Annotated in this window: 26 protein-coding genes; 19 read left to right on the top strand and 7 right to left on the bottom strand. The window is 65.7% G+C overall.

Features of this window, described 5'->3' with window-relative positions:
* The first annotated feature begins 31 nt into the window (after positions 1–31).
* Positions 32–754 (top strand): orotidine-5'-phosphate decarboxylase, encoded by a 723-nt coding sequence (pyrF, locus tag P0645_RS17095; RefSeq protein WP_284165770.1) that lies wholly within the window; start codon positions 32–34, stop codon positions 752–754.
* Between the two features lie 6 nt (positions 755–760).
* On the opposite strand, the gene P0645_RS17090 is transcribed toward pyrF, so the two are convergent.
* Positions 761–1,057, bottom strand: coding sequence for an Rdx family protein (locus P0645_RS17090; protein WP_284165769.1), 297 nt, complete (start codon positions 1,055–1,057; stop codon positions 761–763).
* A gap of 171 nt (positions 1,058–1,228) precedes the next feature.
* Here P0645_RS17090 and P0645_RS17085 point away from each other — a divergent pair, with 171 nt between their 5' ends.
* The 12 genes from P0645_RS17085 to P0645_RS17030 all read left to right on the top strand — a co-directional run bounded on the left by P0645_RS17085 (position 1,229) and on the right by P0645_RS17030 (position 15,066).
* The gene (locus P0645_RS17085; RefSeq protein WP_284165768.1) at positions 1,229–2,584 is read left to right on the top strand and encodes an arylsulfotransferase family protein; all 1,356 of its coding nucleotides are present in this window, start codon (positions 1,229–1,231) and stop codon (positions 2,582–2,584) included.
* Positions 2,577–2,828: a hypothetical protein gene (locus tag P0645_RS17080; protein WP_284165767.1), complete on the top strand. Its 252-nt coding sequence runs from the start codon at positions 2,577–2,579 to the stop codon at positions 2,826–2,828. Before P0645_RS17085 ends, P0645_RS17080 begins: the two co-directional genes overlap by 8 nt.
* Positions 2,828–4,240, top strand: a complete 1,413-nt coding sequence (locus P0645_RS17075; protein WP_284165766.1) for a sulfotransferase — start codon at positions 2,828–2,830, stop codon at positions 4,238–4,240. Before P0645_RS17080 ends, P0645_RS17075 begins: the two co-directional genes overlap by 1 nt.
* Positions 4,241–4,408: 168 nt before the next feature.
* The gene (locus tag P0645_RS17070) at positions 4,409–6,214 is read left to right on the top strand and encodes an adenine deaminase (protein WP_284165765.1); all 1,806 of its coding nucleotides are present in this window, start codon (positions 4,409–4,411) and stop codon (positions 6,212–6,214) included.
* Positions 6,211–7,686, top strand: coding sequence for an AMP nucleosidase (locus P0645_RS17065; protein WP_284165764.1), 1,476 nt, complete (start codon positions 6,211–6,213; stop codon positions 7,684–7,686). The genes P0645_RS17070 and P0645_RS17065 overlap by 4 nt, the downstream gene beginning before the upstream one ends.
* Positions 7,687–7,815: 129 nt before the next feature.
* Entirely contained in the window at positions 7,816–8,103 is a 288-nt protein-coding gene (locus tag P0645_RS17060) for an HU family DNA-binding protein (RefSeq protein WP_267635460.1), read from the top strand.
* 93 nt (positions 8,104–8,196) lie between these two features.
* Positions 8,197–9,093, top strand: coding sequence for a DMT family transporter (locus tag P0645_RS17055; RefSeq protein WP_284165763.1), 897 nt, complete (start codon positions 8,197–8,199; stop codon positions 9,091–9,093).
* Positions 9,094–9,181: 88 nt separating this feature from the next.
* Entirely contained in the window at positions 9,182–10,432 is a 1,251-nt protein-coding gene (locus tag P0645_RS17050) for a sarcosine oxidase subunit beta family protein (RefSeq protein WP_284165762.1), read from the top strand.
* Between the two features lie 121 nt (positions 10,433–10,553).
* Positions 10,554–10,838 carry a sarcosine oxidase subunit delta gene (locus tag P0645_RS17045; protein ID WP_284165761.1) on the top strand — a complete coding sequence of 95 codons (285 nt, stop codon included), beginning with the start codon at positions 10,554–10,556 and terminating at the stop codon, positions 10,836–10,838.
* Positions 10,835–13,783: a sarcosine oxidase subunit alpha family protein gene (locus P0645_RS17040; RefSeq protein WP_284165760.1), complete on the top strand. Its 2,949-nt coding sequence runs from the start codon at positions 10,835–10,837 to the stop codon at positions 13,781–13,783. Before P0645_RS17045 ends, P0645_RS17040 begins: the two co-directional genes overlap by 4 nt.
* Positions 13,776–14,336 carry a sarcosine oxidase subunit gamma gene (locus tag P0645_RS17035; RefSeq protein WP_284165759.1) on the top strand — a complete coding sequence of 187 codons (561 nt, stop codon included), beginning with the start codon at positions 13,776–13,778 and terminating at the stop codon, positions 14,334–14,336. The genes P0645_RS17040 and P0645_RS17035 overlap by 8 nt, the downstream gene beginning before the upstream one ends.
* A gap of 70 nt (positions 14,337–14,406) precedes the next feature.
* Positions 14,407–15,066: a helix-turn-helix domain-containing protein gene (locus P0645_RS17030; protein ID WP_284165758.1), complete on the top strand. Its 660-nt coding sequence runs from the start codon at positions 14,407–14,409 to the stop codon at positions 15,064–15,066.
* Positions 15,067–15,084: 18 nt separating this feature from the next.
* On the opposite strand, the gene P0645_RS17025 is transcribed toward P0645_RS17030, so the two are convergent.
* Positions 15,085–15,813, bottom strand: coding sequence for a zinc-ribbon domain-containing protein (locus tag P0645_RS17025; protein ID WP_284165757.1), 729 nt, complete (start codon positions 15,811–15,813; stop codon positions 15,085–15,087).
* 167 nt (positions 15,814–15,980) lie between these two features.
* On the opposite strand from P0645_RS17025, the gene P0645_RS17020 reads away from it, so the two are divergent.
* Genes P0645_RS17020 through P0645_RS17005 form a run of 4 tightly spaced genes read left to right on the top strand, consistent with a single transcriptional unit; the run spans position 15,981 to position 18,893 of the window.
* Complete coding sequence (locus tag P0645_RS17020; RefSeq protein ID WP_284165756.1) at positions 15,981–16,652, top strand: cell division ATP-binding protein FtsE; 672 nt, start codon at positions 15,981–15,983, stop codon at positions 16,650–16,652.
* Entirely contained in the window at positions 16,649–17,554 is a 906-nt protein-coding gene (locus P0645_RS17015; protein ID WP_284165755.1) for a cell division protein FtsX, read from the top strand. The genes P0645_RS17020 and P0645_RS17015 overlap by 4 nt, the downstream gene beginning before the upstream one ends.
* Positions 17,551–18,291, top strand: a complete 741-nt coding sequence (locus P0645_RS17010; protein WP_284165754.1) for a lysophospholipid acyltransferase family protein — start codon at positions 17,551–17,553, stop codon at positions 18,289–18,291. Before P0645_RS17015 ends, P0645_RS17010 begins: the two co-directional genes overlap by 4 nt.
* Positions 18,288–18,893, top strand: coding sequence for a pyridoxamine 5'-phosphate oxidase family protein (locus tag P0645_RS17005; protein ID WP_284165753.1), 606 nt, complete (start codon positions 18,288–18,290; stop codon positions 18,891–18,893). Before P0645_RS17010 ends, P0645_RS17005 begins: the two co-directional genes overlap by 4 nt.
* A gap of 3 nt (positions 18,894–18,896) precedes the next feature.
* Here P0645_RS17005 and P0645_RS17000 read toward each other — a convergent pair whose 3' ends face one another.
* Both P0645_RS17000 and P0645_RS16995 read right to left on the bottom strand, forming a co-directional pair.
* Positions 18,897–19,856 carry an acetyl-CoA carboxylase carboxyltransferase subunit alpha gene (locus tag P0645_RS17000; RefSeq protein WP_284165752.1) on the bottom strand — a complete coding sequence of 320 codons (960 nt, stop codon included), beginning with the start codon at positions 19,854–19,856 and terminating at the stop codon, positions 18,897–18,899.
* A 159-nt stretch (positions 19,857–20,015) separates the two neighbouring features.
* Positions 20,016–20,972, bottom strand: a complete 957-nt coding sequence (locus P0645_RS16995; RefSeq protein WP_284165751.1) for an L-malyl-CoA/beta-methylmalyl-CoA lyase — start codon at positions 20,970–20,972, stop codon at positions 20,016–20,018.
* A 190-nt stretch (positions 20,973–21,162) separates the two neighbouring features.
* Here P0645_RS16995 and dgcA point away from each other — a divergent pair, with 190 nt between their 5' ends.
* Complete coding sequence (gene dgcA / locus P0645_RS16990; protein WP_284165800.1) at positions 21,163–22,125, top strand: N-acetyl-D-Glu racemase DgcA; 963 nt, start codon at positions 21,163–21,165, stop codon at positions 22,123–22,125.
* Positions 22,126–22,129: 4 nt separating this feature from the next.
* A complete protein-coding gene (locus P0645_RS16985; protein ID WP_284165750.1) occupies positions 22,130–22,990 on the top strand; it encodes a D-amino-acid transaminase in 861 nt (286 codons plus the stop codon).
* Positions 22,991–23,022: 32 nt separating this feature from the next.
* On the opposite strand, the gene trhA is transcribed toward P0645_RS16985, so the two are convergent.
* The 3 genes from trhA to P0645_RS16970 form a co-directional block, all read right to left on the bottom strand.
* Positions 23,023–23,676, bottom strand: coding sequence for a PAQR family membrane homeostasis protein TrhA (gene trhA, locus P0645_RS16980; RefSeq protein ID WP_284165749.1), 654 nt, complete (start codon positions 23,674–23,676; stop codon positions 23,023–23,025).
* A gap of 178 nt (positions 23,677–23,854) precedes the next feature.
* Positions 23,855–24,175 carry a DUF1244 domain-containing protein gene (locus P0645_RS16975; RefSeq protein ID WP_502855190.1) on the bottom strand — a complete coding sequence of 107 codons (321 nt, stop codon included), beginning with the start codon at positions 24,173–24,175 and terminating at the stop codon, positions 23,855–23,857.
* 7 nt (positions 24,176–24,182) lie between these two features.
* Positions 24,183–24,914, bottom strand: coding sequence for an N-formylglutamate amidohydrolase (locus P0645_RS16970; protein WP_284165748.1), 732 nt, complete (start codon positions 24,912–24,914; stop codon positions 24,183–24,185).
* Positions 24,915–24,957 lie beyond the last annotated feature (43 nt).

Raw genomic sequence — 24,957 nt, 5'->3', positions numbered from 1 at the left:
CATGAGAGCGCCGACACAAGCGGAGAGTGAGATGACTGAAGCCGATGATCGCCTCATCGTGGCGCTTGACGTGCCGAATGCGCTTGCCGGTCTGCAAGTGGCGCAAGAGATCGGCCCCGCCGTCAGCTTCTACAAGATCGGGCTCGGCATGCTGACGGGGGGCGGACTGGCGCTTGCGAACGAACTGAAAACCGAACACGGCAAGCGCATCTTCCTCGACATGAAGCTTTTCGACATCGGCGCGACGGTCGAAGCGGCGGTGCGCGGGCTTGCACAATTCGATCTCGATTTCCTCACCGTCCATGGCGACCCGCATGTGGTCCGGGCGGCGAAGGAAGGGGCGGGCGGCAAGGATCTGAAGATTCTCGCCGTCACCATCCTCACCTCGCTCGACCGCGCCGATCTTGACGCCGCGCTGATCGTGCCGGGCGCCGTGCCCGACATCGTCACCGACCGTGCGGCCCGTGCCCTTGCCGCCGGGGCTGACGGCGTGATCTGCAGCCCGCAGGAAGCAGCGCGCATCCGCGCCCTGCCGGAAGCGTCGGGCAAGCTGATCGTCACGCCGGGTGTCCGGCCCGTCGGTGCTGCGCTTGGCGACCAGAAACGCGTCGCGACGCCCGCCGAGGCGATTGCTGATGGCGCCGATCATGTGGTGGTCGGTCGCCCGATCTGGGCCGCGCCCGACCCGCGCCGCGCGGCGCAGGCGATCCTGGCCGAACTTGCCTCGCCCCAGGCACAGCGCCCGAACCGCTGACCCCGCCTAGCGGTCCAGATGGCCAAGATCGCGGTCCGGCGCGATCCGGTCCCGCACGCGCTGCTTCAACGCCTTCACATCGGGAAAACCGCCATCGCGCTTGCGTTCCCACAGCAGCTCGCCGTCAATCCAGATCTCGAAGATGCCGCCCGTGCCCGGGGCCAGCGTCACCCCGCCCAGATCGGTGCCGAAGGTCGACAAGAGTTCCTGCGCCATCCAGCCCGACCGCAGGAGCCAGTTGCACTGGGTGCAATAGCGGATCTCCACCCTTGGCCGCGCAGCTGCATTGTCCGCCTTGCTCATCGCTCACCTCCCCGCCGGTTTGCCCGCCGTTGCCAGTCCGGCAGGCGCCCGGCAATTGTTCACATCTGACCGCATAATCCCGACGTTCATGCCGGAATTCCGCAAAGAAATTGCCGCCAATCGCGCAGCCATGCTAGGCCAGTCGCAGAAATACGCGGGTGGATTCTGTTCATGCAACGGCTGATGGCGCTGAAGATCGAGCTTTGGGCGGTCCTGCTCCTGCTGCTTGTGGCCGTCGTCGGCGCGCTCGGCTTCGGTTTTGCGGCGATTGACGGCGAACGCGGCGCCAAGCGTTTCGGGAAACTCTCGCAAACCGCGCTTTTTCTCGCCGAAATGCCCGATACGGTGAAGGCCGCGCTGAAGGCCAAGGACCGGATGCAGGTCTATGACAGCGGCGCTTTCGACGGCAAACCGACGGGCTGGGCGCCCCTTCAGGGTGCGATGCCCGCGCTTTCGGGCTATCTCTTGCAAAGCCGCTATGACGGCACCCGCCGCCGCCCGGTGGTCGAGCTTCTGTCACTGTCGGACTGGCAGGTCCGGCATGAATGGGTGATCGAGGCCAACGACCTCATCGGCGATTTCCAGACCGACAGCTACCACGCGCTCTTCAGCAATTGGGAATCCGAGTTCTACCGGGCGATCCATCCCTATCTCACGCCAGGCGGCGCGCTGCTGATCAAGGACCACACCGGCCCGCTGATCAGCGTGAATGCCTGCGGCAAGCGAAACTGGATCATGCCGGGAAAGCTCTTCCATCACTCGACCGAGGCCGATGCCGACGGCAATCTCTGGATCCCGTCGGTGATCGAGCCTTCGACCATCCCGCGCACCGACAAGACCTTCTACGACGACGAAATCGCGCAGGTCTCGCCCGACGGAAAGGTGCTGTTCGCCCGTTCGGTGCCCGCGATGCTGATGAAGCACGGGTTTACCCATCTCCTTTTCACCAACGCCCGCTATTCCTTCGACCCGACCCATCTGAACGATATCGAGCCGGTGCTGGCCGACGGACCCTACTGGAAGAAGGGCGACGTTTTCCTCAGCCTGCGCAATATCTCGGCCATCGTGCTTTACCGCCCGTCGACGGACGAGATCGTCTGGATGAAACAGGGTCCCTGGATCGCCCAGCATGACGTTGATGTCCTGAACGACCATATGATCGCGGTCTATGACAACCGGGCGGAGGACAGGGGCGCCCGGCCCTTTGTCGAGGATCATTCGCGGATAGCAACCTACGACTTCGCCACCGGCAAGGACGGCGCGATCCTTGACGATCTGATGGCCGCCGAGAAGGTCCAGACGATTGCCGCGGGCCTCTATTCGCCGCTGCCGGGCGGCTATCACCTGATCGAGGATGTGACGCAGGCGACGCTTCTCCTCGCCGATCCGGCGGGCCTGAAGGCAGCCGAGTTCACCAACCGCGCCGAAAATGGTAAGGTCTACCAGCTGGGCTGGAGTCGTTTTCTTTCCCAGGTCGAGGGCGACCGCGCCCTGGCCGCAATTGAAGGTGTTACCTGCAATGAATAGATCCCTGATGTCTCTTGGCCTTGCTGCCGTCCTTCTGGCGCTGCAGCCGGGCATGGCGCTTGCCTACATCGGCCCCGGCGTCGGCGCGGGCGCGATCGGTGCGGTGATCGGCGTCATCGGCGCCATCTTCCTCGCGATCTTCGCGGTCCTTTGGTATCCGATCAAGCGGATGCTGAAGGGCAAGAAGAAGCCCGGCGCGACGAACGGCGCCGCCAAGGCCTCCGACAGTTCCGCCGCCAAGTGATGCTTTTCTGGGGGCTCGTGACGCTCGCGGCGGTCCTCGCCAGCGAGGCTTTGCTGCGCCTGCCGGTCATTGGCCGGATCGCCGAGGTTTCGGCGACGGCGCAGAAAGCCGGGCGGGTCCTCAAATCCGGGCGCATTTCCGATCACTGGAAGGAACGGATCCTGCCAGCCTATGCGCTGCGCATCGGCGTCGGGTCGGTTACCTTCTTTCTCTTGCTCTGCCTTGCGCTTCTGCCGGTTGCGCTGCTCGGGCTGCTCTATCCGCCGGGTCTTTCCGCCTGGATGGCGGCCCTGCTGAGACCGATGGCGATTCTCGTGCTGTGCGTCGTTTCCCTCGGCTACCTCTGGCTGAGGACACGCGGCGCCGCGGCGCACAGGGCGGCGGGCGCCTCTTCGGACTATTCAGCGCTTGACCGGACGCTTCACCGGCTGGCGCTTGGCTCGCCGATGGTGGGCGAAATGGCGATGGACATCGAAAAGGGCCTCTTCCTGAAATCCGCACCGCAGGATGACGGGCGCCATGTGTTCGTCACCGGCCTTGCGCGGGCCGGCACCACGATCCTGATGCGGGAAATCCACGCGACCGGCCAGTTCGGCTCTCTCACCTATGCCGACATGCCTTTCGTGCTGGCTCCGAACCTCTGGGCGAAACTGTCGTCGAAGGGTGCGAAACCCGGCGCCAGGACCGAGCGCGCCCATGGCGACGGGATCGAGGTGGATACCCAAAGCCCCGAGGCGCTGGACGAGGTCTATTGGAAGATGGCCGATGGTGGCGCCTACATCGGCGCCGACGGGCTCAGCCCCCATTCGCCTGACGGGGACGTCGTCGCGGGCTATCGCGACCTGATCCGGCTGGTGCTGCGCAAGACCGGCAAGGGGCGCTATGTCTCTAAGAACAATAACAATATCCTCAGAATCGCCACGCTGGCCGAGGCGATACCCGAGGCGCAGATCCTCGTGCCGCTGCGCGAACCGCTGGCTCATGCGGCAAGCCTGCTGAACCAGCACGAGCGCTTTGCCGACAGCGATCCGTTCGTGTGCGATTACATGACCTGGCTCGGCCATCACGAGTTCGGCGCGACGCATCGGCCCTTCCTGTTCGACGGGCGGCCCGAGGGTGACCCGGCAACGCTTGACTACTGGCTTCGGGTCTGGATTGCAGCCTATCGCGCGCTCGATACCGCCGAGGCGGCGCATGAGAATATCGCTTTCGTCCCTTATGAGGCGCTCAGCGCCGATCCCGCCGTCTGGCAGGCCGTCGCCCGCCGGATCGGGCTTGAACCGCGCCCGGCAGGCGAATTGAAGGTGGCGCGCGACAAGGCGCCGGGCGCGCATGATGCGGCCCTCGCGGCAGAGGCGGCGGCGCTTCATGCGCGACTGAAGGCGCGGGGGCTTGCCAGGCTCGGGCTTTGATGTCCGTCGGGCCTCGTCGAGCATTTCATGCACTCCTCGGTTCCGTCCGCGCGCCTGTCAGCGAAGAGAGCGCGAAGGGCTCGATGAGCGGCCATTTTCGGGAGATTCATTGAAAAGCTGCGGTTGGCCTGCTCTTGCAAGCCACCGGACCTTCTGCCAAATTCTGGCATGAAAAACCAAAATCCCCCCCTTCTTTCCTGGGCCGACGTGGCCCCCCGCCTGGTCGCGGTCGCGGCCGGTCGCTCCCCGGCCGATCTGGTGATCCGCGGCGGCCAATGGGTGAATGTCCATACCCGCGAAGTGCTGCCCGGCCATGATGTGGCGATTGCCGATGGCCGCTTCGCCGCCATCGCGCCGGATCTGTCCTATGCCATCGGCCCCGATACTCAGGTGATCGACGCCAAGGGCCGCTATATGGTTCCCGGGCTTCTGGATGGCCATATGCATGTGGAATCGGGCATGCTGACCCCCGCCGAATTCGCCGCCGCCGTCATCCCGCACGGCACGACGACCATGTTCGCGGACCCGCACGAGATCGCCAATGTCCTGGGCATCGAGGGCGTGCGGATGATGCATGACGAGGCGGCTCTCCAGCCCGTCAACATGTTCATGCAGATGCCCTCCTGCGCGCCCTCGGCGCCGGGGCTGGAGACGACGCCCTACGAGATCGGCCCGGACGAGGTGACCGAGGCGATGAGCTGGCCGGGGATCATCGGGTTGGGAGAGATGATGAACTTCCCGGGCGTCAGCGCGGGAAGCCAGCAGATGCTGGCCGAGATCGCCGCGACCCAGCGGGCGGGCAAGACGGTGGGCGGGCATTATGCCTCACCCGACCTCGGGCCGAATTTCCTGGCCTATGTGGCGGGCGGTCCGGCGGATGACCATGAGGGCACGACCGAGATGGATCCGGTGGTGCGGGCGCGGCAAGGCATGCGTGCGATGATGCGCCATGGTTCGGCCTGGTTCGACGTCGACCGTCAGATCACGGCGGTGACGGAGAAGGGGCTCGACCCGCGGAACTTCATCCTTTGCACCGATGATTGCCACCCGGGGACACTGGTCGAGGAAGGCCATATGGACCGTGCCTATCGGCGCGCCGTCGAGAAGGGTTGCGACCCGCTGATCGCCTTGCAGATGGCCACGATCAATACCGCCACCCATTTCGGGCTGGAGCGCGAATTGGGGTCGATCGCGCCGGGCCGCCGCGCGGATGTGATCCTGACCTCGGACCTGACGACCCTGCCCTGCGAAAGGGTGATCGCGCGCGGCCGGACGGTCGCCGAGAACGGTCGCCTGACCGTTACCTGCCCGCATTACGACTGGCCCGCGAAAGCGAGGGATACGGTCAGGATGGGGCGCGACAAGGTGGCGGACGATTTCCTGATCCCGGCCCCGAAAGGGGCGCAAACGGTCAGCGCCCGCGTCATCGGCATCGTCGAGAATCAGGCGCCCACGCGCGCCCTGACCCGGACGCTGGCCGTCAGGGGCGGGATCGTCGAGCCGGACGAGGCGCAGGATGTCGCGCAATGCGCGGTGATCGAGCGGCATCTTGGTTCGGGCCGTATGGTGAACGGCTTCGTGAACGGTTTTCGCTACAAGGGCCAGATGGCCATGGCCTCGACCGTTGCGCATGACGCGCACCAGATCATCGTCGTGGGCACCGACCGCGACCTGATGGCGAAGGCTGCGAACAGTATCGCGAAGATGGGTGGTGGCTTCAGCCTGTGGAAGGACGGGGAAGAAATCGCCGACATCCCCCTGCCCGTCGCGGGGCTGATGTCGGACGCGCCCGCTGAGGAGATGGCGAAGAAAGCCTCGACCCTTGTCGCCCGCATGCGCGACTGCGGCTGCGATCTGAACAACGCCTCGATCCAGCATTCCTTCCTTGCCCTCGTTGTCATCCCCGAGCTTCGGATATCCGACCTCGGGCTGGTCGATGTGACCCGTTTCCAGTTCACGGAGCTTTTCGAATGACCCCGGCACCGTCGATCCTTCTGCCGAACATGCCGCCTGCCGAAAGCTTCACCGATGCGGAAGCGGCCGTGGCGCGGCTTGAGGCGCTGTACGCCCAGTCCTCGCAATTCCTCATGGAGAAGTTCCGCGCCACGCTGCAGGGCCATCGCCCGCCCGCCCGGGTCCGCGCCTTCTATCCGGAAGTGCGGATCACCACGACCAGCCATTCGCTGGGCGACGCGCGGATGGGCTTTGGCCACATTCCGGTGCCGGGCACCTATGTGGCGACGATCACCCGGCCCGACCTTTTCCGCCACTATCTGGTCCAGCAGCTGTCGCTTTTGATCGAGAACCACGGCGTGCCGGTCGTCGTCGGCCCCTCCTTCACGCCGATGCCGGTGCATTTCGCCGTCACCGCGCAACCCTCGCTGACCGTGCCGCAGGAGGGCGTGCTGGACTTTCCGCTGCGCGACGTCTTCGACGTGCCGGACCTGACGACCACGAACGACGATATCGTCAACGGCACGGCGCGGCCCAATCCCGACGGGTCGGGACATCTGGCGCCCTTCACCGCGCAGCGGGTCGATTATTCGCTGGCGCGTCTGTCGCATTACACCGCGACCGATCCGGTGCATTTCCAGAACCATGTGCTCTTCACCAACTACCAGTTCTATGTCGATGAATTCGAAGCCTTCGCGCGGGCGTCGCTGGGCGATCCGGCTTCCGGCTACACAAGCTTTGTCGCGCCGGGGAATGCCGAGATACGGTCGCCCGACGGGGTCATTCCCGATCTGCCGCGCCTGCCGCAGATGCCGACCTATCACCTGAAACGCCGGGGCGGGCAGGGAATTACCCTCGTCAATATCGGGATCGGCCCGTCGAACGCCAAGACCGCGACCGACCATATCGCGGTCCTCCGCCCGCACGCCTGGATGATGGTCGGTCATTGCGCGGGGCTGAGAAACAGCCAGTCGCTGGGTGATTTCGTGTTGGCCCATGCCTATCTGCGCGAGGATCATGTGCTGGACGCCGACCTGCCGGTCTGGGTGCCGATCCCGGCCTTGGCCGAGATCCAGATCGCGTTGCAGGAGGCGGTTCAGGAAGTGACCGAGCTGGAAGGCTACGAGCTGAAGCGCATCATGCGCACCGGCACGGTCGCCACCATCGACAACCGCAACTGGGAACTGCGCGACAAATCCGGCCCCGTTCAAAGGCTCAGCCAGTCGCGCGCCATCGCGCTCGACATGGAATCGGCCACGATCGCGGCGAACGGCTTCCGCTTCCGCGTACCCTACGGCACGCTTCTGTGCGTGTCGGACAAGCCCCTGCACGGCGAGCTGAAACTGCCCGGCATGGCGACGGAGTTCTACCGCACCCAGGTAAGCCGCCACCTTCTGATCGGCGTCCGGGCAATGGAGCGGCTGCGCGACATGCCCTTGGAGCGCATCCACAGCCGGAAGTTGCGTAGTTTCGAGGAGACAGCCTTCCTGTGACGCGCGGGAAATCGCAGCACACAAGCGAAAATCGCTTGCCTTGCGCCGCAAAAGCATGAATTTCACCTCTACCGGCTGTGAACAAGCCCCCAATGACCCCCCATAAGATGGGGCAACAAGGAGACAGACATGTCCAAACCCATGACCAAGACCCAGCTCGTGGCCGCTCTGGCGGATGCCATGGGCTCCGACAAGAAGACCGCATCGGGCGCCCTTGACGCGATTGCGTCGGTCGTCGCGCGCGAAGTCTCGGCCGGTGGCGCGGTCACGCTGCCGGGCATCGGCAAGGTCGTCTGCCGCGCCCGCCCCGAGCGTCAGGTGCGCAACCCCGCGACCAACGAAATGATCACCAAGGCCGCCGACAAGGTCGTGAAGATCTCGGTCGCGAAGGCCCTGAAGGACAGCGTGAACGGCTGATCCGACCTCACGCCAACGCGCGCCCTTGCGGGCGCCGCGGCAATGGTTAGGGTCGCCCCCCGGGGCGGCCTTTTCTTTTGGAGCGATGAAACGATGGATCTCCGCGCGATCGGGATGGGGCTGGCCTTCGCCTTCATGTGGTCTTCGGCCTTCACCTCTGCCCGGATGATCGTGGCCGACGCCCCGCCGATGGCCGCCCTTTGCCTGCGCTTCCTTCTCTCCGGCCTGATCGGCGTCGGCATCGCCCGGGCACTGGGGCAAAGCTGGCGCCTTTCCCCGGCGCAATGGCGCGCGACGCTGATCTTCGGCCTGTGCCAGAACGCGATCTACCTCGGTTTCAATTTCGTCGCCATGCAATGGGTCGAGGCCTCGCTGGCCGCGATCATCGCCTCGACCATGCCGCTTCTGGTCGCGCTCTTCGGCTGGCTCTTATTCGGCGAAAAGGTGCGTCCCCTGGGCATCGCGGGCCTGATCGCGGGTTTTGCAGGGGCGGCGATCATCATGGGTGCGCGGCTGTCGGGCGGGGTCAGCCTGCCGGGCATCGCGCTGTGCATTGCCGGCGCTGCCGCGCTCGCCATTGCGACGCTTTCGGTGCGCGGCGCCACATCGGGCGGCAATCTTCTGATGATCGTCGGCCTTCAGATGTTCGTGGGCGCCGCGCTTCTGGGGCTGGCCTCGCTTTTCCTCGAAACCTGGACGGTCAACTGGACGCCCCGGCTCGCCGCCGCCTTCGCCTACACGACGCTGGTGCCCGGCCTTCTTGCCACCTGGGTCTGGTTTCGCCTTGTCGGCCGCATCGGCGCGGTGCGGGCCGCGACCTTCCATTTCCTCAATCCCTTCTTCGGGGTCGCCGTCGCCGCCGCCCTGTTGCACGAGGCGCTCGGCATGACCGACATCCTGGGCGTCGCGATCATCGCGCTTGGCATCCTTGCCGTGCAGCTGTCGAAGCAGAGCGCGGCGCCGACAGTCCAGCGCGCGAACGGGGCGTGACGAAAACCGCGCGATCGATGGCGAAAAGGCGCGGGCCGCGCCGGGCCGAACCGCTAGATTTCCAGTCAGGAACAGAAAGCGGACTAGCATGCGATACTCGGCCTTCAGGGTCATTGCCGAAGCGCTGACCGGCCACCGGGGCTGGACGCCGGTGTGGCGCGACCCCGAGCCGCAGGCGGACTATGACTACATCATCATCGGCGGCGGCGGGCACGGGCTTGCGACCGCCTATTACCTGGCCAAAGAGTTCGGACAGAAGCGGATCGCGGTTCTGGAGAAGGGCTATCTTGGCGGCGGCAATGTCGGACGCAATACAACGATCATCCGGTCGAACTACCTGCTCGACGGCAACGAACCTTTCTACGAATTCTCGCTGAAGCTCTGGGAAGGGCTGGAGCAGGACTTCAACTACAATGCGATGGTCAGCCAGCGCGGCATCATCAACCTGATCCATACCGACGCCCAGCGTGACGCCTTTACCCGGCGCGGCAATGCGATGATCCTGAATGGTGCTGACGCCGAGCTTCTGGACCGCGAGCAGGTCCGGGCGATGTACCCCTGGCTCAACTTCGACAATGCCCGCTTTCCGATCAAGGGCGCGCTGATGCAGCGGCGGGGCGGCACGGTGCGCCATGATGCCGTCGCCTGGGGCTATGCGCGCGGCGCCGACATGCGCGGCGTCGACCTGATCCAGAATTGCGAAGTCACGGGCATGCGGATCGAACGCGGGCGCATCCTTGGGGTCGAGACCACACGCGGCTTCATCGGCGCACGGACAGTGGGCGTCGCGGTAGCGGGATCATCGTCAAAGGTCATGGCGCAAGCGGGCCTGCGGCTGCCGATCGAGAGCCATGTGCTGCAGGCCTTCGTCTCCGAGGGGCTGAAGCCCTTCATCGACGGGGTGATGACCTTCGGCGCGGGCCATTTCTATGTCAGCCAGTCCGACAAGGGCGGGCTTGTGTTTGGCGGCGATATCGACGGCTACAATTCCTATGCCCAGCGCGGCAACCTGCCGGTGATCGAGGATGTTGCCGAAGGCGGCATGGCGCTGATGCCCGCGATCGGGCGGGCGCGGCTTCTCAGGACCTGGGGCGGCATCATGGACATGTCGATGGACGGCTCGCCCATCATCGACCGGACGCCTGTCGAGGGGCTCTATTTCAACGGCGGCTGGTGTTACGGCGGCTTCAAGGCGACACCGGCGTCGGGCTGGTGCTTCGCCCATCTTCTGGCGCGCGACGAACCGCATCCGACCGCCCGCGCTTACCGGTTCGACCGGTTCCTGAAAGGGCTGATGATCGACGAAAAGGGGCAAGGCGCGACCCCGAACCTGCATTGAGGCCCGTAATGCGACATATCCAGACCGGCTGCTCATCAATCCCTTGCGGGCTTTCTTCGCATGGGCGCCCGCAGCGAAGACGCCTGTCAGGGCGGATGAACGGCCCGGGGAGCCACCGGAGATGATCATCGACCACCCGATCCTCGGCCCCCGTGACGCGCAGGAGTTCGTCTATCTGGGCGATGCGAGCCTGATGAACCGCCCCGACGGCCTGTCCGACGGGATCGGGGCCTTCCACGACTATCTTTACAACCGCGCCAACCCGGTGGGCGAACATCGCGAGCTTTGGTATCACGAGCAGGGCGACCGGTCCTGGCTTGTCGTCACCCGCAACACGCTGACGCATGAGATCACGAAAGTGGAGCTTGCCCGCGACGTGGCCCGTGCGTCGGGGCGGTCGAGATGAGCCGGTCACATCGCATCGCGGGCGGGCAGATCGACCGGACGTCAACGATCCGCTTCAGTTTCGACGGGCTGCCCTATACCGGGCATCCGGGCGACACGCTCGCCTCCGCACTCCTTGCGAATGGTGTGCGGCTGATGGGTCGCAGCTTCAAGTACCATCGCCCGCGCGGACCCCTTTCTGCGGGGTCGGAGGAACCGAACGCCCTTGTCCAGCTCCGCACCGGTGCCCGGCAGGAGCCGAACAGCCGCGCAACGGTGGCCGAGCTGTTCGACGGCCTCACCGCCACCAGCCAGAACGCCTGGCCCTCGCTGCGCCTCGACGCGATGGCACTGAATGACCGGCTGAGCACGTTCTTCGCCGCCGGTTTCTACTACAAGACCTTCATGTGGCCTGCCGCCTTCTGGGAAAAGGTCTACGAGCCGATGATCCGCCGCGCGGCGGGCCTTGGGCGCCTGACCCGCGAGGAAGACCCGGACAGCTATGACAAGGGCTTCCTGCATTGCGACCTTCTGGTGATCGGCGCGGGGCCTGCCGGCCTGATGGCGGCGCTGACTGCGGGCCGCGCGGGGGCGCGGGTTATCCTTGCAGACGAGGATTTCCGCATGGGCGGGCGGCTCAATTCCGAGAGGTTCGAGATCGGCGGCCAGCCGGGGGCAGACTGGGCTGCGGGGGCGGTCGCAGAGCTTGCGCAACTGCCAACTGTCCGGCTGATGTCGCGCACCACCGTCATCGGCGCCTTCGATCACGGCATCTACGGCGCGGTCGAGCGCGTCTCTGACCATCTGCCGGAACCCCCGCCGGGCAAACCGCGCCAGACGCTCTGGCGCATCTATTCGCGACGGGCGATCCTTGCCGGGGGCGCCACCGAACGGCCGATCGCGTTCGAGAACAACGATCGACCGGGGATCATGCTGGCGGGCAGCCTGCGCGCCTATGCCAACCGCTGGGCGGTGGCCGCAGGCGACCGGGTGGCGATCTTCACCAACAACGAGGACGGGCTGCGGACCGCCACCGACCTGCATGCCAAGGGGGTGGATGTCGTCGCGGTGATAGACGCCCGCGCCGACGGGCCGCTTCTGCCGGGCATCCGCCATCTGAGGGGCGCCGAGGTGATCGACACGCGCGGACGCCTCGGTCTGACGTCGATCACGATCCGCCAGGCGAACGGGCGGACAGAGACTCTCCGCGCCTCGGCCCTTGGCGTCTCGGGCGGCTGGAACCCGAACGTCAATATCTCGTCCCACCACCGCGCCCGGCCCGTCTGGGACGAGGCTATCCTGTCCTTCGTTCCGGGCAAGGCTGGCCCTCCCGGCCTCTCGGCAGCCGGTGCGGCGGCAGGCCGGCTTTCGACGCATGGCGCGCTCGCGAGCGGGCAGACCGAGGCGCTTGCGGCTCTCGCCGACCTCGGACGCGCCAGCCGAGCCCAGCCGCTGCCCGAGGCAGAGGATGCGCCCGTGTCGATCACGCCCAAATGGTATGTCGCGGGCGGCAAGGGCCGGGCCTGGATCGATCCGCAGAACGATGTCACCGTCAAGGATGTGAAGCTTGCCCATCAGGAAAACTTCACCAGCGTCGAACATCTGAAGCGCTACACCACGCTTGGCATGGCAACCGATCAGGGCAAGACCGGCAATGTGCTGGGCCTTGCGATCATGGCCGGGCTGACCGGCCGGACGATCCCCGAAACCGGTACGACGATCTACCGCCCGCCCTACACTCCGGTGGCGATGGGCACGCTCGCCGGACGGTCGAGAGGAAAAGAGTTCAAGCCGACACGCCTGACGCCAAGCCACGCATGGGCCGAGGAACAGGGCGCGGTCTTCGTCGAAGTGGGCCAGTGGCTTCGCACCCAATGGATCCCGCGCCCGGGCGAGACGCACTGGCGCGAAAGCGTCGACCGCGAGGTTCTGGCCACGCGCAGGTCGGTCGGCATCTGCGATGTGACGACGCTCGGCAAGATCGACATTCAGGGCACGGATGCGGGGGCCTTCCTCGACCGTGTCTATGCCAACACCTTCTCGACCCTGCCCGTCGGCAAGTGCCGGTACGGGCTGATGCTGCGCGAGGATGGGATCGTCTTCGACGACGGCACCACCGCGCGGCTTGGCGAGCATGAATATGTGATGACCACCACCACCGCGAACGCGGTCGCCGTCTTCCGTCACCTGGAATTCTGCCGCCAGGTCCTATGGCCCGGCATGGATGTGCAGCTTATCTCGACGACGGAAGCCTGGGCGCAATTTTCGGTCGCGGGCCCGAACGCGCGGCGGCTGTTGGAGCGGATCGTCGATCAGGACATTTCCGACGCCGCCTTCCCCTATTTGGCGGCGGGCAACATCACCGTTGGCGGCTTGCGCGCGCGGCTCTTCCGCATCTCTTTCTCGGGCGAACTGGCCTACGAAATCGCGGTCCCCGCCCGCTACGGCGACGCGCTGATCCGGCGGCTGGTCGAAGAGGGGCGCACCTTTGACGCGGTTGTCTATGGCACCGAGGCGCTTGGCGTCATGCGGGTCGAAAAGGGCCATGTTGCCGGAAATGAGCTGAACGGACAGTCGACGGCGCTGAACATGGGTCTGGGAAAGATGGTGTCGAGGAAGAAAGACAGCATCGGCATGGTGCTTTCGGGCCGAGAAGGCATGATGGACCCGGGCGGCTACCGACTCGTCGGCGTGAAACCGGTCGCCCCGGACGGCAAGCTGACGGCGGGCAGCCATTTTCTCGATATCGGCGCGGCGGCGGTGATGGAGAACGATGGTGGCTGGCTGACCTCCAAGGTCTATTCGCCGCATCTCGGCTCTGACATAGCGCTTGGCTATCTGAAGGCAGGCGACCGCAGGATCGGCGAAAGGATGCGCGCGGTGAACCTGCTTGCGGGAACCGATACCGAGGTGGAGATCGTCAGCCCGCACTTCTTCGATCCGGAAGGGGAGAGACTTCGTGGCTGACCGTCTGAATGCCCTCACTTCGCTTGGCCATTCTGATCCGGTGACGCGCGAGATCGGCCCCTACCGGATCGTCGAGCGCTTCGATATTGCGCTCGCCTCGATTGCCTGCCGCAGGGGGCGCGACAAGGATTTCTCCAAAGCGGCAAAAGGCATGGTACCCTTGCCCGATCCTGCCGGTTCAACTCAGGGCGCACCTTATTCAAGCTTCTGGGTCGCCCCGGACATGTGGTTTGTCGAGGCGCCCTTCGCGACGAACGAGGATATCGCTGAAGAACTGAAGCGCCTGTTCGGTGACAGCGCCTCGGTCACCGAACAGACCGATGGCTGGGCAAGGTTCGACCTTTTCGCGCCCGACCTCGCGCCACTGCTGGAACGGCTATGTAACGTCGATTTCCCGCATGTGGAGGACGGTTTCGCCAGCCGGACCCTCGTCGAACATATCGGCTGCTACCTGATCAGGCGCAGACAGGGCGAAGTCACGCTCTACGGACCCCGGTCATCGGCGAAAAGCCTGCTGCATGCGATCGAAACCGCCGCGGCATCGGTCCTCTGAACTCCGGCTTGCGAGGGGATATGTTTCCCGGTAGGAAAAACGCTACCATCCATTCTGCCGGGAACAACCCATGTCCGACCCCGCCGAGGAAACGACCCTTCCGCGCGGCAAGCCTGCGTTCAACCAGGACCCGCATCGCGTCCGGGAAGTCACCGAGCGCAATCTCGAAGCCGCCATCGGCCGCGAAGTGCGCAGTTTCCGCCGCCAGCAGGGCATGACGGTGGCCGACCTCGCGGCGGTCAGCGGCCTTTCCATCGGCATGCTGTCGAAGATCGAAAACGGCAATACCTCGCCCTCGCTGACGACGCTCCAGGTGCTGAGCCACGCCTTTTCCGTACCCGTCACCGCCTTCTTCCGCAGCTACGAGGAGCGGCGCGAGGCGCAGCATGTGAAGGCGGGCGAACATATCGAGATCGAACGGCGCGGCACCCGCGCGGGGCATCAATACAACCTCCTCGGCCATATCGGCTCCAATTCCTCGGGCGTGGTGGTCGAGCCCTATATCATCACTCTGACGACCGAAAGCGACACGTTCCCCGCCTTCCAGCACGAGGGGCTTGAACTGCTTTACATGCTCGAGGGCGAAGTCGATTACCGCCATGGCGATCAGGTTTACGCTCTGAAGCCGGGCGACAGCCTGTTCTTCGATGCAGACGCGCCGCATGGGCCAGAACTGTTGCGCCAGCTGCCCGCGCGCTATCTGTCGGTGATCGCCTACCCGCAGGGATAGGTCGCGGCCCGGGCGCCGTCAGCCCTGCGGTTTCATCCCGGCCGTGGCGCGGTGCATCAGATCGTCCAGCCAGAGCCGGATCGCATCCACACCGGCGGAATAGCTGGCCACCGTTCCCTCCAGAGCCGGAACCGCGCGGGTGATGGGGCCCGAATAGACATAGGGCAGCAGCAGCAGCACCATGAAGACGACCGAGGTCAGGAATCCGCGACGGAAGCCGGACCGTTCGCGGCGGCGGGTCTCAGGTGCGTCGTAGGAAGCTGCGTCACCGCCCCGCTCGGACGTGGGGCGGAGCGTCGAGTTGATTTCCTCGATATCGGGCAGAAGCTCGCGCCGCGAAGCGCGCGGGACCAGCGCGGGGTCGGGCGCATCGTCATCCTCGACCGGGTCGGCGGGTCGGGGCGGAGGCTCGGGCGGCGCCATCGGCCCGAAGTCCTCCTGCACCTCAAGCGACGTGCCTTCGGCGCGCCGGGCCTCGGCCTCGCGCGCGGCTTCTTCGCGCAGAACGTTCAGGACGGAGTCGTCGGGTTTGCGGCGGGTCAGGCCCGCTGTCTCGGGTTCCGACGCGCCTTCCTGGGGCGGCGGCTCAGCAGACGCCTCGGCCAGTTCGCGCTCGCGCAGGGCCGCGGCGCTTTCCTGGAACCAGGTGTGACCGCAGCTTGAACATTGCACGTCGCGACCCGCGGCCGGAATCGCCGCCTCGTCGACTTCATACTGCGCGTTGCAGTTCGGGCAGATCAGCCGCATGACTTTCCCACCGCTCCCACTTGCCTGCCTGCCAGAGGCCATTCTGGCCTTTGCTTTGAGACTGTTGTAGCAAGCCCGCAGGCCCCGTCCAAGCCTTTGTGGCAAGTTGGGGGCGAAAACGGGCGATGAAAAGCCGGGGCAGTGCCGCTTTTCCGAGGGACGGGCAGGTGATCGAATTTCATGACGTGACGTTGGGCTATCCGGGCAGCGACCTTCTGTCGGGCGTCACGATGAAGCTTGCGCCGGGGTCGTTTCACTTTCTGACCGGCCCGTCGGGGGCGGGCAAGACCTCGCTCATCAAGCTTTGCTACGGCGAGCTTGCGCCAAACGGCGGGCGGGTGGAGATCTTCGGCGAGGACAGCGTGAAGATGAGCCGGGACGAAACCGCGCGGATGCGCCGCCGGATCGGCATCGTGCATCAGGACTGCCAGTTCCTCGACCACCTGCCGCTGGACGAAAATGTCGCGCTGCCGCTTGAGGTCGCCGGGCAGAAGGCCGACGGCGAAGCCCTGACCGAGCTTCTAACCTGGGTCGGGCTTGCCGGTCAGGCGCAGGCATTGCCGCCGTCGCTGTCGGGCGGCGAACGCCAGCGCGCAGCGCTTGCCCGGGCCGTCATCATGTCGCCGGACATGATCCTGGCCGACGAACCCACGGGCAATGTCGATTGGGACATGTCGTTGAAAATCCTCAAACTTCTGGCCGAACTGAACCGGATGGGAAAAACCGTGCTGATGGCGACCCATGACCTGAACCTGATCCGCGCCGCCAAGGGCCTGACCTCGGCACGGGTGCTGAGGATACAGGGCAAGCGGTTGCAACTGGCGGGGTCGGACCTGTGATCGCACGGCTTTCCATCCTCGCGCCCCTCTTCGGCGGGCGGAGCGGCGCCGACCGCGTCGTGCCCTCGACCGGCCCGACCGCGCTTCTGACCATGCTGACCGCCGCGGCCATGGCCTTTCTTGCGATCTTCGCGCTCGCGCTTGCCATGGCCACCGGTCGCCTTGCCGACCGCTGGGCCGGATCGCTGGAGCGGTCGGCCACGATCCGCATCTCCGCCCCCGCCGACCAGATCGACCGGCAGACCGCCAAGGTGCTGGAAGTGCTGGAACAGACGCCGGGCGTCGAGTTCGCCCGTGCCACGACGCCGGACGAGACGCGCAAGCTTCTGGAACCCTGGCTCGGACCTGACCTGCCGGTCGAGGACCTGCCGCTGCCCCAACTGGTAGAAGTGACGCAATCCGAGGCCGGTTTCGATGCCGAAGGCCTGCACCTCAGGCTCGCGGCCGAGGCGCCGGGCGCGGTGCTCGACGATCACGAACGCTGGCGCGCGCCGCTTGTCGCCTCGGCGGAACGTATCCGCGCGATCGGCCTTCTGTCGCTTGCCCTCATCACCGGTGCCACGGCGGCGATGATCACGCTTGCCGCCCAAGCCGCCCTTGCCGCGAACGGCCAGGTGATCCGGGCGCTGAGGCTTATCGGCGCCGAGGATCGCTATATCGCCCGCGCCTTCGTCCGCCGCTTCACGCTGCGCACACTCGCGGGCGCGCTCGCCGGAACCTTCGCAGGCGCACTCGCCATCGCCCTGATGCCCGCCGCCGAGGAAGAGGCCGGGTTCCTTACCGGTCTGGGCTTTCAGGGGCTTCAGTGGCTCTGGCCACTTGCCATTCCCGCGCTTGCCGCCATTCTGGCCTTCGTCGCCACCCGCATGGCGGCCTTCCGGGTCTTGAGGACGGTGCGATGAGGCTTGCCTTCCAATATCTCATGTCTCTGATCTTCATCGGCCAGATGTATCTGGCGATGCTGGTTCTGGCGATCTGGTACACGCCCTTCGCGCTTTTCCGCCGCGATGCGGCCTTCGACGCGATCCATACCTATACGCGCTGGGTGCGGTTCTCTGCGGCAGTGCTTGTCGGTCTGAGGTCCGAGATTCGCGGCGAGGTGCCGACTGACGAGGTGATCGTCGCGTCCAAGCATCAAAGCTTCTTCGACATCATCATGATCGTCTCGGTACTGCCGCGCCCGAAATTCATCATGAAGAAGCAGCTCATGTGGGCACCGATCCTCGGCTGGTACGCCAAGCGGATCGGCTGCATTCCGGTAGATCGCGGCAAGCGGTCCGAGGCGATGAAGAAGATGGTGGCCGAGGTGAAGGCAGGCCGTCAGGCGCCGGGGCAGCTGATCATCTATCCGCAAGGCACCCGCGTCGCGGCGGGGGCGACCAAGCCCTACAAGATCGGGGTCGGCGTGCTTTACAACGAACTGCAGGAAGATTGCGTGCCCGCCGCCACCAATGTCGGCGTCTTCTGGCCACGCCACGGGATCCTGAGGAAACCCGGCCTCGCCGTCGTCGAGTTTCTGCCGCGCATCCCGGCGGGCGAGCCGATCGAAACATTCATGGCGAGGCTTGAACCGGCGGTCGAGGAAGCCTCGAACCGGCTGATGGCGGAGGCAGGCTTCACGGGCGGGGCGCGGGGATGAGGTTCATCGATACGGTTGCCGAACTCGAAAGCCATTACGGCACGCCGGTCGAAGCCTCCATCGTGAAGGTCGCCCGCCGAATGACGCCCGGCTACCGGACCTGGATCGAGCGCAGCCGGTTCTGCATCCTCTCGACCGTCGGCCCCGAAGGCACCGACGCCAGCCCGCGCGGCGACGACGGTCCGGTGGTGCGCGAAGTCGATCCCGGCACGCTCGCGCTGCCCGACTGGCATGGCAACAACCGTATCGATTCGCTCCGCAATATCGTGCGCGACCCGCGCGTCAGCCTGATGTTCTTCGTCCCCGGCTCCTCGAATGTCGTCCGAGTCAATGGCACCGCCCGGCTGACCGCCGACGAAGGCCTGAGCGACAGCTTCGCGAAGGGCGGCAAATGCCCGCGCACGGTCATCCTGATCGCCATCGAGGAAATCTATAGCCAATGCGCCCGCGCCATCGTCCGTTCGCGGCTGTGGTCAAGCGGCGACGAATCGGCCGGGCTGCCGACGATGGGCGATATTCTTGCCGAGATGACCCAGGGCCGGATCGACGGCGCCGCCTATGACGCGGACTGGCCGAGGCGCGCCAAGGCGAGCCTCTGGTAAGTCTCAGGCCGCGAGGCCTTTCGAGCCCATATCGAGGAATTTCTCGCGGCGGCTGCGGATCAGGTCGGCCGGCTTCTTGCCCGAAAGATCGGCTAGGGCCTTGCCGATCGCCTTGCCGACCGCCTCGATCGTTTCCTCGCGGCCGCGCTGCGCGCCGCCCAAAGGTTCCTTGACGATCTCGTCGATCACGCCGAGCTTCAGCAGGTCCTGTGCCGTCAGCCTGAGCGCATTCGCCGCCTCGCGCATCCGTTCGGCATCCTTCCACAGGATCGATGCACAGCCCTCGGGCGTGATCACCGAATAGATCGAATGTTCCAGCATCAGCACGCGGTTGGCGGTAGCGAATGCCACCGCTCCGCCCGATCCGCCCTCGCCGATCACCACGGCAATCAGCGGCACGCCGATCTGCAGGCATTTCTGCGTCGACCGCGCGATGGCCTCTGACTGGCCCCGCTCCTCTGCGCCCTTGCCGGGATAGGCGCCGGGCGTGTCGATCAGCGTCACGACCGGCAGACGGAACCGGTCGGCCAGATCCATCAGGCGGATCGCCTTGCGGTACCCTTCGGGCCGGGCCATGCCGAAATTGCGCTCGATCCGGCTTTTGGTGTCGCTGCCCTTCTCCTGCCCGATCACCACGACCGGCTGGTCGTTGAAACGGGCAAGCCCGCCCACCACCGCATGGTCATCGGCAAAGTTGCGGTCCCCGGCAAGCGGCGTGAACTCGCTGAACAGCGCATTCACATAATCCAGGCAATGCGGCCGGTCGGGATGGCGCGCCACCTGGCATTTCCGCCAGGGGTCGAGCCCCTTGTAGAGGTCCTTGAGCATGTCGGCGGCCTTCTTGTCGAGCGCCGCCGCCTCCTTTTCGACATTCATCCCCTCGCTCTTGCGGGCCAGGGCGCGCAGCTCCTCGGCCTTGCCTTCGATCTCGGCGAGCGGTTTTTCGAACTCGAGGTAATTCATCACTCTCTCCCGCAGGGTCGAGGTTTATATGACGCGCTGAATGGCCGATTGCAACTTGCCACGCTTCGCCCCGGGCGGCGAGTTGGCACAGGCAGGTCGCACTGCCTTTCACGCTGGCGCAAATATCCCCGGGGGTCCGGGGGCAGGCAGCCCCCGGCCTCAGCCGCCGATCAGTTCCGCCTGCCGGACGATCACCTCGGCCTGCCGCATCGAGGCGATGTCGATCAGGCGGCCCTTGTAGGTCGCGGCGCCCTGCCCCGCGGCCTTCGCCGCCTCCATGGCCGCAAGGATCTCGCGCGCCTCGGTCACCTGCGCCTCGGACGGGGTGAAGACCTCGTTCGCCAGCGCCACTTGCTTGGGATGAATCGCCCATTTGCCGACCATGCCGAGCGTCGCTGCCCGCCGCGCCTGCGCGCGAAAGCCCTCGTCGTCGGAAAAATCGCCGAACGGCCCGTCAACCGGCAGGATGCCATGCGTCCGGCAGGCCGCGACGATGGCGGCGGTTGCCCAATGCCAGGGGTCGGACCAATGCCGCGCCTCGCCGCGCTGCATGTAATAGTTTTCCTGCGTCCCGCCGATGCCGGTGGTCTGCATCCCCATCGAGGCCGCAAAGTCGGCCGCCCCAAGGCTCATTGCCTGCAAACGCGGCGAGGAAGCGGCAATCTCCTCGACATGGGCAATACCCGCCGCCGTCTCGATGATCACTTCAAGGCTGATGCGTTTCTGCCGCAGTTTCGCGGCCTCGATCGCGGTGACCAGCGCATCGACCGCATAGACATCGGCCGCGCAGCCCACTTTGGGGATCATGATCTGGTCGATCCGCTCGCCCGCTTCTTCCAGCACCTCGACGACATCGCGATACCAGAACGGCGTGTCCAGCCCGTTGATGCGGACCGACAGGTATTTCTTGCCCCAGTCGACCTCGTTGATCGCCTTGATGATGTTCCTGCGCGCCTCCGGCTTGTCGGCGGGCGCCACGGAATCCTCGAGATCAAGATTGATCACATCCGCAGCACTCGCCGCCATCTTCTCGAACAAGGCCGGGCGCGAGCCAGGGCCGAACAGCTGGCAGCGGTTCGGCCGGGCGGGCGCGGGGGGTTGCAGGCGGAAGCTCATGATCGTCTCGCACGTTTCTGTCGCATGGTTTGCCGGAATTGGTAGATTATTGCCGAAGCGTCAGCAAGAAGCTTTTCGCAATCGCAGCATCGGCGCCGCGGCGCAGCGCTCATCCGGCCTCACAGCCGTCTTCGCTTCCCTCCCGGGCTGGAATCGGCGAAGAGGTCTGAAAGGACCGATGAGCCGCCCGATGATCAGTGCCACCGAAGAGACCTTTCCCCTCGCCCAGGCCTTCACCATCTCGCGCGGGTCGAAAACCGAGGCGCGGGTGGTGACGGCGACCGTCGCGCGGGGTGGCGCCCTTGGCCGGGGCGAATGCGTGCCCTACGCCCGCTATGGCGAGACGGTGGAAAGCGTCCTTGCCCAGATCGCGACATTGCCGCCCGACGTCACCCGGGACGCGCTTCGATCGCTCCTTCCGCCCGGCGCCGCCCGCAATGCCGTCGATTGCGCGCTCTGGGACCGGGAGGCAAAGCAGACGGGCCAGCCGGTCTGGCGGCTGGCGGGCCTCGCGCCGCCCGGTCCGCTGACCACCGCCTACACGCTCTCGCTCGATGCGCCCGACGCGATGCGCAGGGCGGCGGCGGACCAGGCGCACCGGCCGCTTCTGAAGATCAAGCTCGGTACGCCCGACGACATGCCGCGGCTGGAGGCCGTCCGCGCCGGTGCGCCGAAAGCGCGGATCATTATTGATGCCAATGAAGGCTGGACGGCCGAGACCTACACTGACCTTGCGCCGCACCTTGCCCGGCTGGGTGTCGCGCTTGTCGAACAGCCGTTGCCTGCGGGCGACGATGACGCGCTGGCGGGCATGGAGCGCCCGGTGGCGGTCTGCGCCGATGAAAGCTGCCACGACCGCACCTCGCTTGGCAACCTTCGGGGAAAATATGACCTGATCAACATCAAGCTCGACAAGACCGGCGGGCTGACCGAGGCGCTGGAACTGCGCGCAGCCGCCGAGGCTGAAGGGTTCGGTATCATGGTCGGTTGCATGGTCGGCTCGTCGCTTGGCATGGCGCCCGCGCTCCTCGCCGCGCAGGGCGCGACCTATGTTGACCTTGACGGCCCGCTTCTTCTGTCTCAAGACCGCGACCGGCCGCTTCGGTACGAGGGCTCGACCGTTCACCCGGCCACGCCGGACCTTTGGGGGTAGGATCATGCGCACAGTCTATGTCAACGGCAGCTGGGTTTCCGAGGATCAGGCGGTCATATCGGTCTTCGACCGCGGCTTCCTGATGGCGGACGCGGTCTATGAGGTGACGACGGTCATCGACGGCAAACTGGTGGACTTCGCCGGGCATATTGCACGGCTGGATCGCAGCCTTGGGGAACTGGACATGCCCTCGCCCGCGACGCCCGAGGAGCTGCTGGACCTTCACCGCGAGATCGTCGCGAAGAACGGCATCACGGACGGCCGCGTCTATCTGCAGGTGACGCGCGGCAACCCCGGGGATCGCGATTTTCTTTTCCCCGATCCGAAGGTTACCAGGCCGACGCTCGTCCTTTTCACGCAGATCACCGGACGCCCGGAGGACAGTGCGGACGCCAAGCGGGGACTCAAGATTCTCACGATTCCCGATGTTCGCTGGGGGCGGCGCGACATCAAGACCACCCAGCTTCTCTATCCCTCGATGGGCAAGATGATGGCGAAGAAGGCCGGATGCGACGATGCCTGGTTCATCGAGGACGGGCTGGTGACCGAAGGCACCTCGAACAATGCCTGGATCGTGAAGGGCGGCAAGCTGATCACACGCGGACTTTCCAACGACATCCTGCACGGCATCACCCGCGCGGCCGTCATGCGCTATGCGGCGGAAGCGCAGATGGAGGTCGAGGAGCGGAGCTTCACGCTGGATGAGGCGCAAGCGGCCGACGAGGCCTTCGTCACTTCCGCCTCGGCTTTCGTCATGCCGGTCGTCGAGATCGACGGTGCGAGGCTCGGCGACGGCAAGCCTGGCCGCGTGGCAGCGCGGCTGAGGGAAATCTACCTCGACGAAAGCCGCAAATCCGGCGTCTGACATCCGCCCCGAAAAGCGGCCCTGCCTGCGGTTCACACGGCGCTCTGCACCACCTGCAGCGTGACGGCGGAATAGAGCATCACGCTCGCCGCCAGCACCATCACATGCCAGGCGGTATAGTGATAAGGTAGCCGGTCGAAGAGATAGAGGATGACCCCAAGCGTATAGAGCACGCCGCCGACGACTATCAGTGTCAGGACCGGTACCGAGAGCGCGCCGATCAGCCCGCCGCCGAAGGCCAGGCCCGCCCAACCCATGCCGAGATAGAGCGCGAGTGCCAGACGGCGGAAGCGGCGGGGCGAGAAGAGTTTCAACCCCATGCCGGCGACCGCCGCCCCCCAGAGACCCGCGACCAGCCAGCCGCCCTGGCCGGAGAGCAGCGCGAACGGCGTGTAGGTGCCCGCGATCTTGGCATAGATCGCCGAATGGTCGAGCCTTTGCAGAAGCCAGGCCCAGCTGCCGTGACCGACCGTATTGTAAAGGCCCGAGCAGAGGACCATCAGAAGAAGCGTTGCGCCGTAAACCGCAGTCCCGATCATGGCGGGCGCATCGCCGCGGACAAAGGCGGTGACGGTGATGAGGACCGGAACCGAGGTCAGGACGAAAATGAGGCCGAGGACATGCACCACGGCATCCGAAAGAAACTCGGCGCGGGAATAATGGGTGCGTGTCTCCAGAAGGCTCATGATCCAAGGCTACCAGCTTCGCTGCGATAACCGTAGATGCAGGACGTTACGTCACCGTGACAGGCCCGGCGCGTCGGCAAACCGGCGCCAATTCTGAAATGAAGAGCGGAAGGTCCGCCACGTCGCAACAGTCCAAGCCGGGCCAGTCGGAAGCCCGACTCGACCCGGTTTCATGCAATCAGGGCTTGCCCACATTTTCCCGGAAGGCCACCTCGAAGGCAGCTTTCTTGGCCTCGTCCGCATCAGTCTGGTTCGCCGCGCGCCAGTCCTCGTAGGCCATGCCGTAATAGATTTCGCGCGCCTCGTCCTTCGTCATTGCGATGCCGCGTTCGTTTGCGGCCTCCTGATACCAGCGCGCCAGGCAGTTGCGGCAAAAGCCCGCGAGATTCATCAGGTCGATGTTCTGCACGTCCGCGCGCTTGTCCATCAGGTGGTGGCGCAGCGTGCGGAAGGCGGCGGCTTCAAGCTCGATCTGGGTCTTTTCGTCGATGGCAGGCATGGGCGCCTCACAGGCCGGAGGTGGACAGGACATGGTCCAGAATGGGGGCAAGCCGCGCCGCCCACAAGGCCTGGCCTTCAGTGTCGGCGATCAGGTCGTTGCGGACCTCGATCAGCACGTTCGGGCGGCCGTGCTGCAGGGCGTGCCGGTCGATCGCATCGCCTTCAAGATGGCCGTTGTAGGGCTCGTTGTCGCCGGTCACATAGCCTGCCTCGCGCAGGGCGCCGATCAGCGGCAGCGCGAGGCGGGTGTCGAGGTGGGAATAGAGAACCGCTACCTCCCACGGCCGGGGCGCGCGGCCCTTGAGGCAGGGGGTGAAGGAGTGGATGGCGCAGATCGCCCGGTCGGCGCGACGGGCGGCGAGGCGGGCGAGCGCCTCGTGGTAGGGGCGGTGGAACTTCACCAGCCGCCGTTCGGTTTCTTCCTTGTTCGCGCGGGCGTTCGCGGGAATGATCGTGCCATCGTAAATCCGCATGAGCAGCGTCGGATCATCCTCGCCCCGGTTCGGGTCGATGACAAGCCGCGAGAAGGTCGACAGGATGGCAGGCGCATCGAGATGGCGGGCGAGCGCCCGAGTCACACCGGCCGCGCCCACATCATAGGCGATATGGCGGGCCATATCCTCTGCCGCGATGCCGAGAGAGCCGCCCTCCACGCAGTCGGGCACCCGGTTCGATGCGTGATCGCAGGTCACGAGCCACCGGCCCGGCCGATCCTCCCCTTCGATTTCAAAGGCCATCTGTCACCTCTTTGTGCAACAAGAGGGGTTACGTGATCAGACG

It is taken from the genome of Frigidibacter sp. SD6-1, from assembly GCF_030143255.1.
Classification (GTDB): Bacteria; Pseudomonadota; Alphaproteobacteria; order Rhodobacterales; family Rhodobacteraceae; genus TMP-24.
The sequence above is the reverse complement of the archived record's forward strand: the minus strand, read 5'-3'. Positions and strand labels throughout refer to the sequence as shown.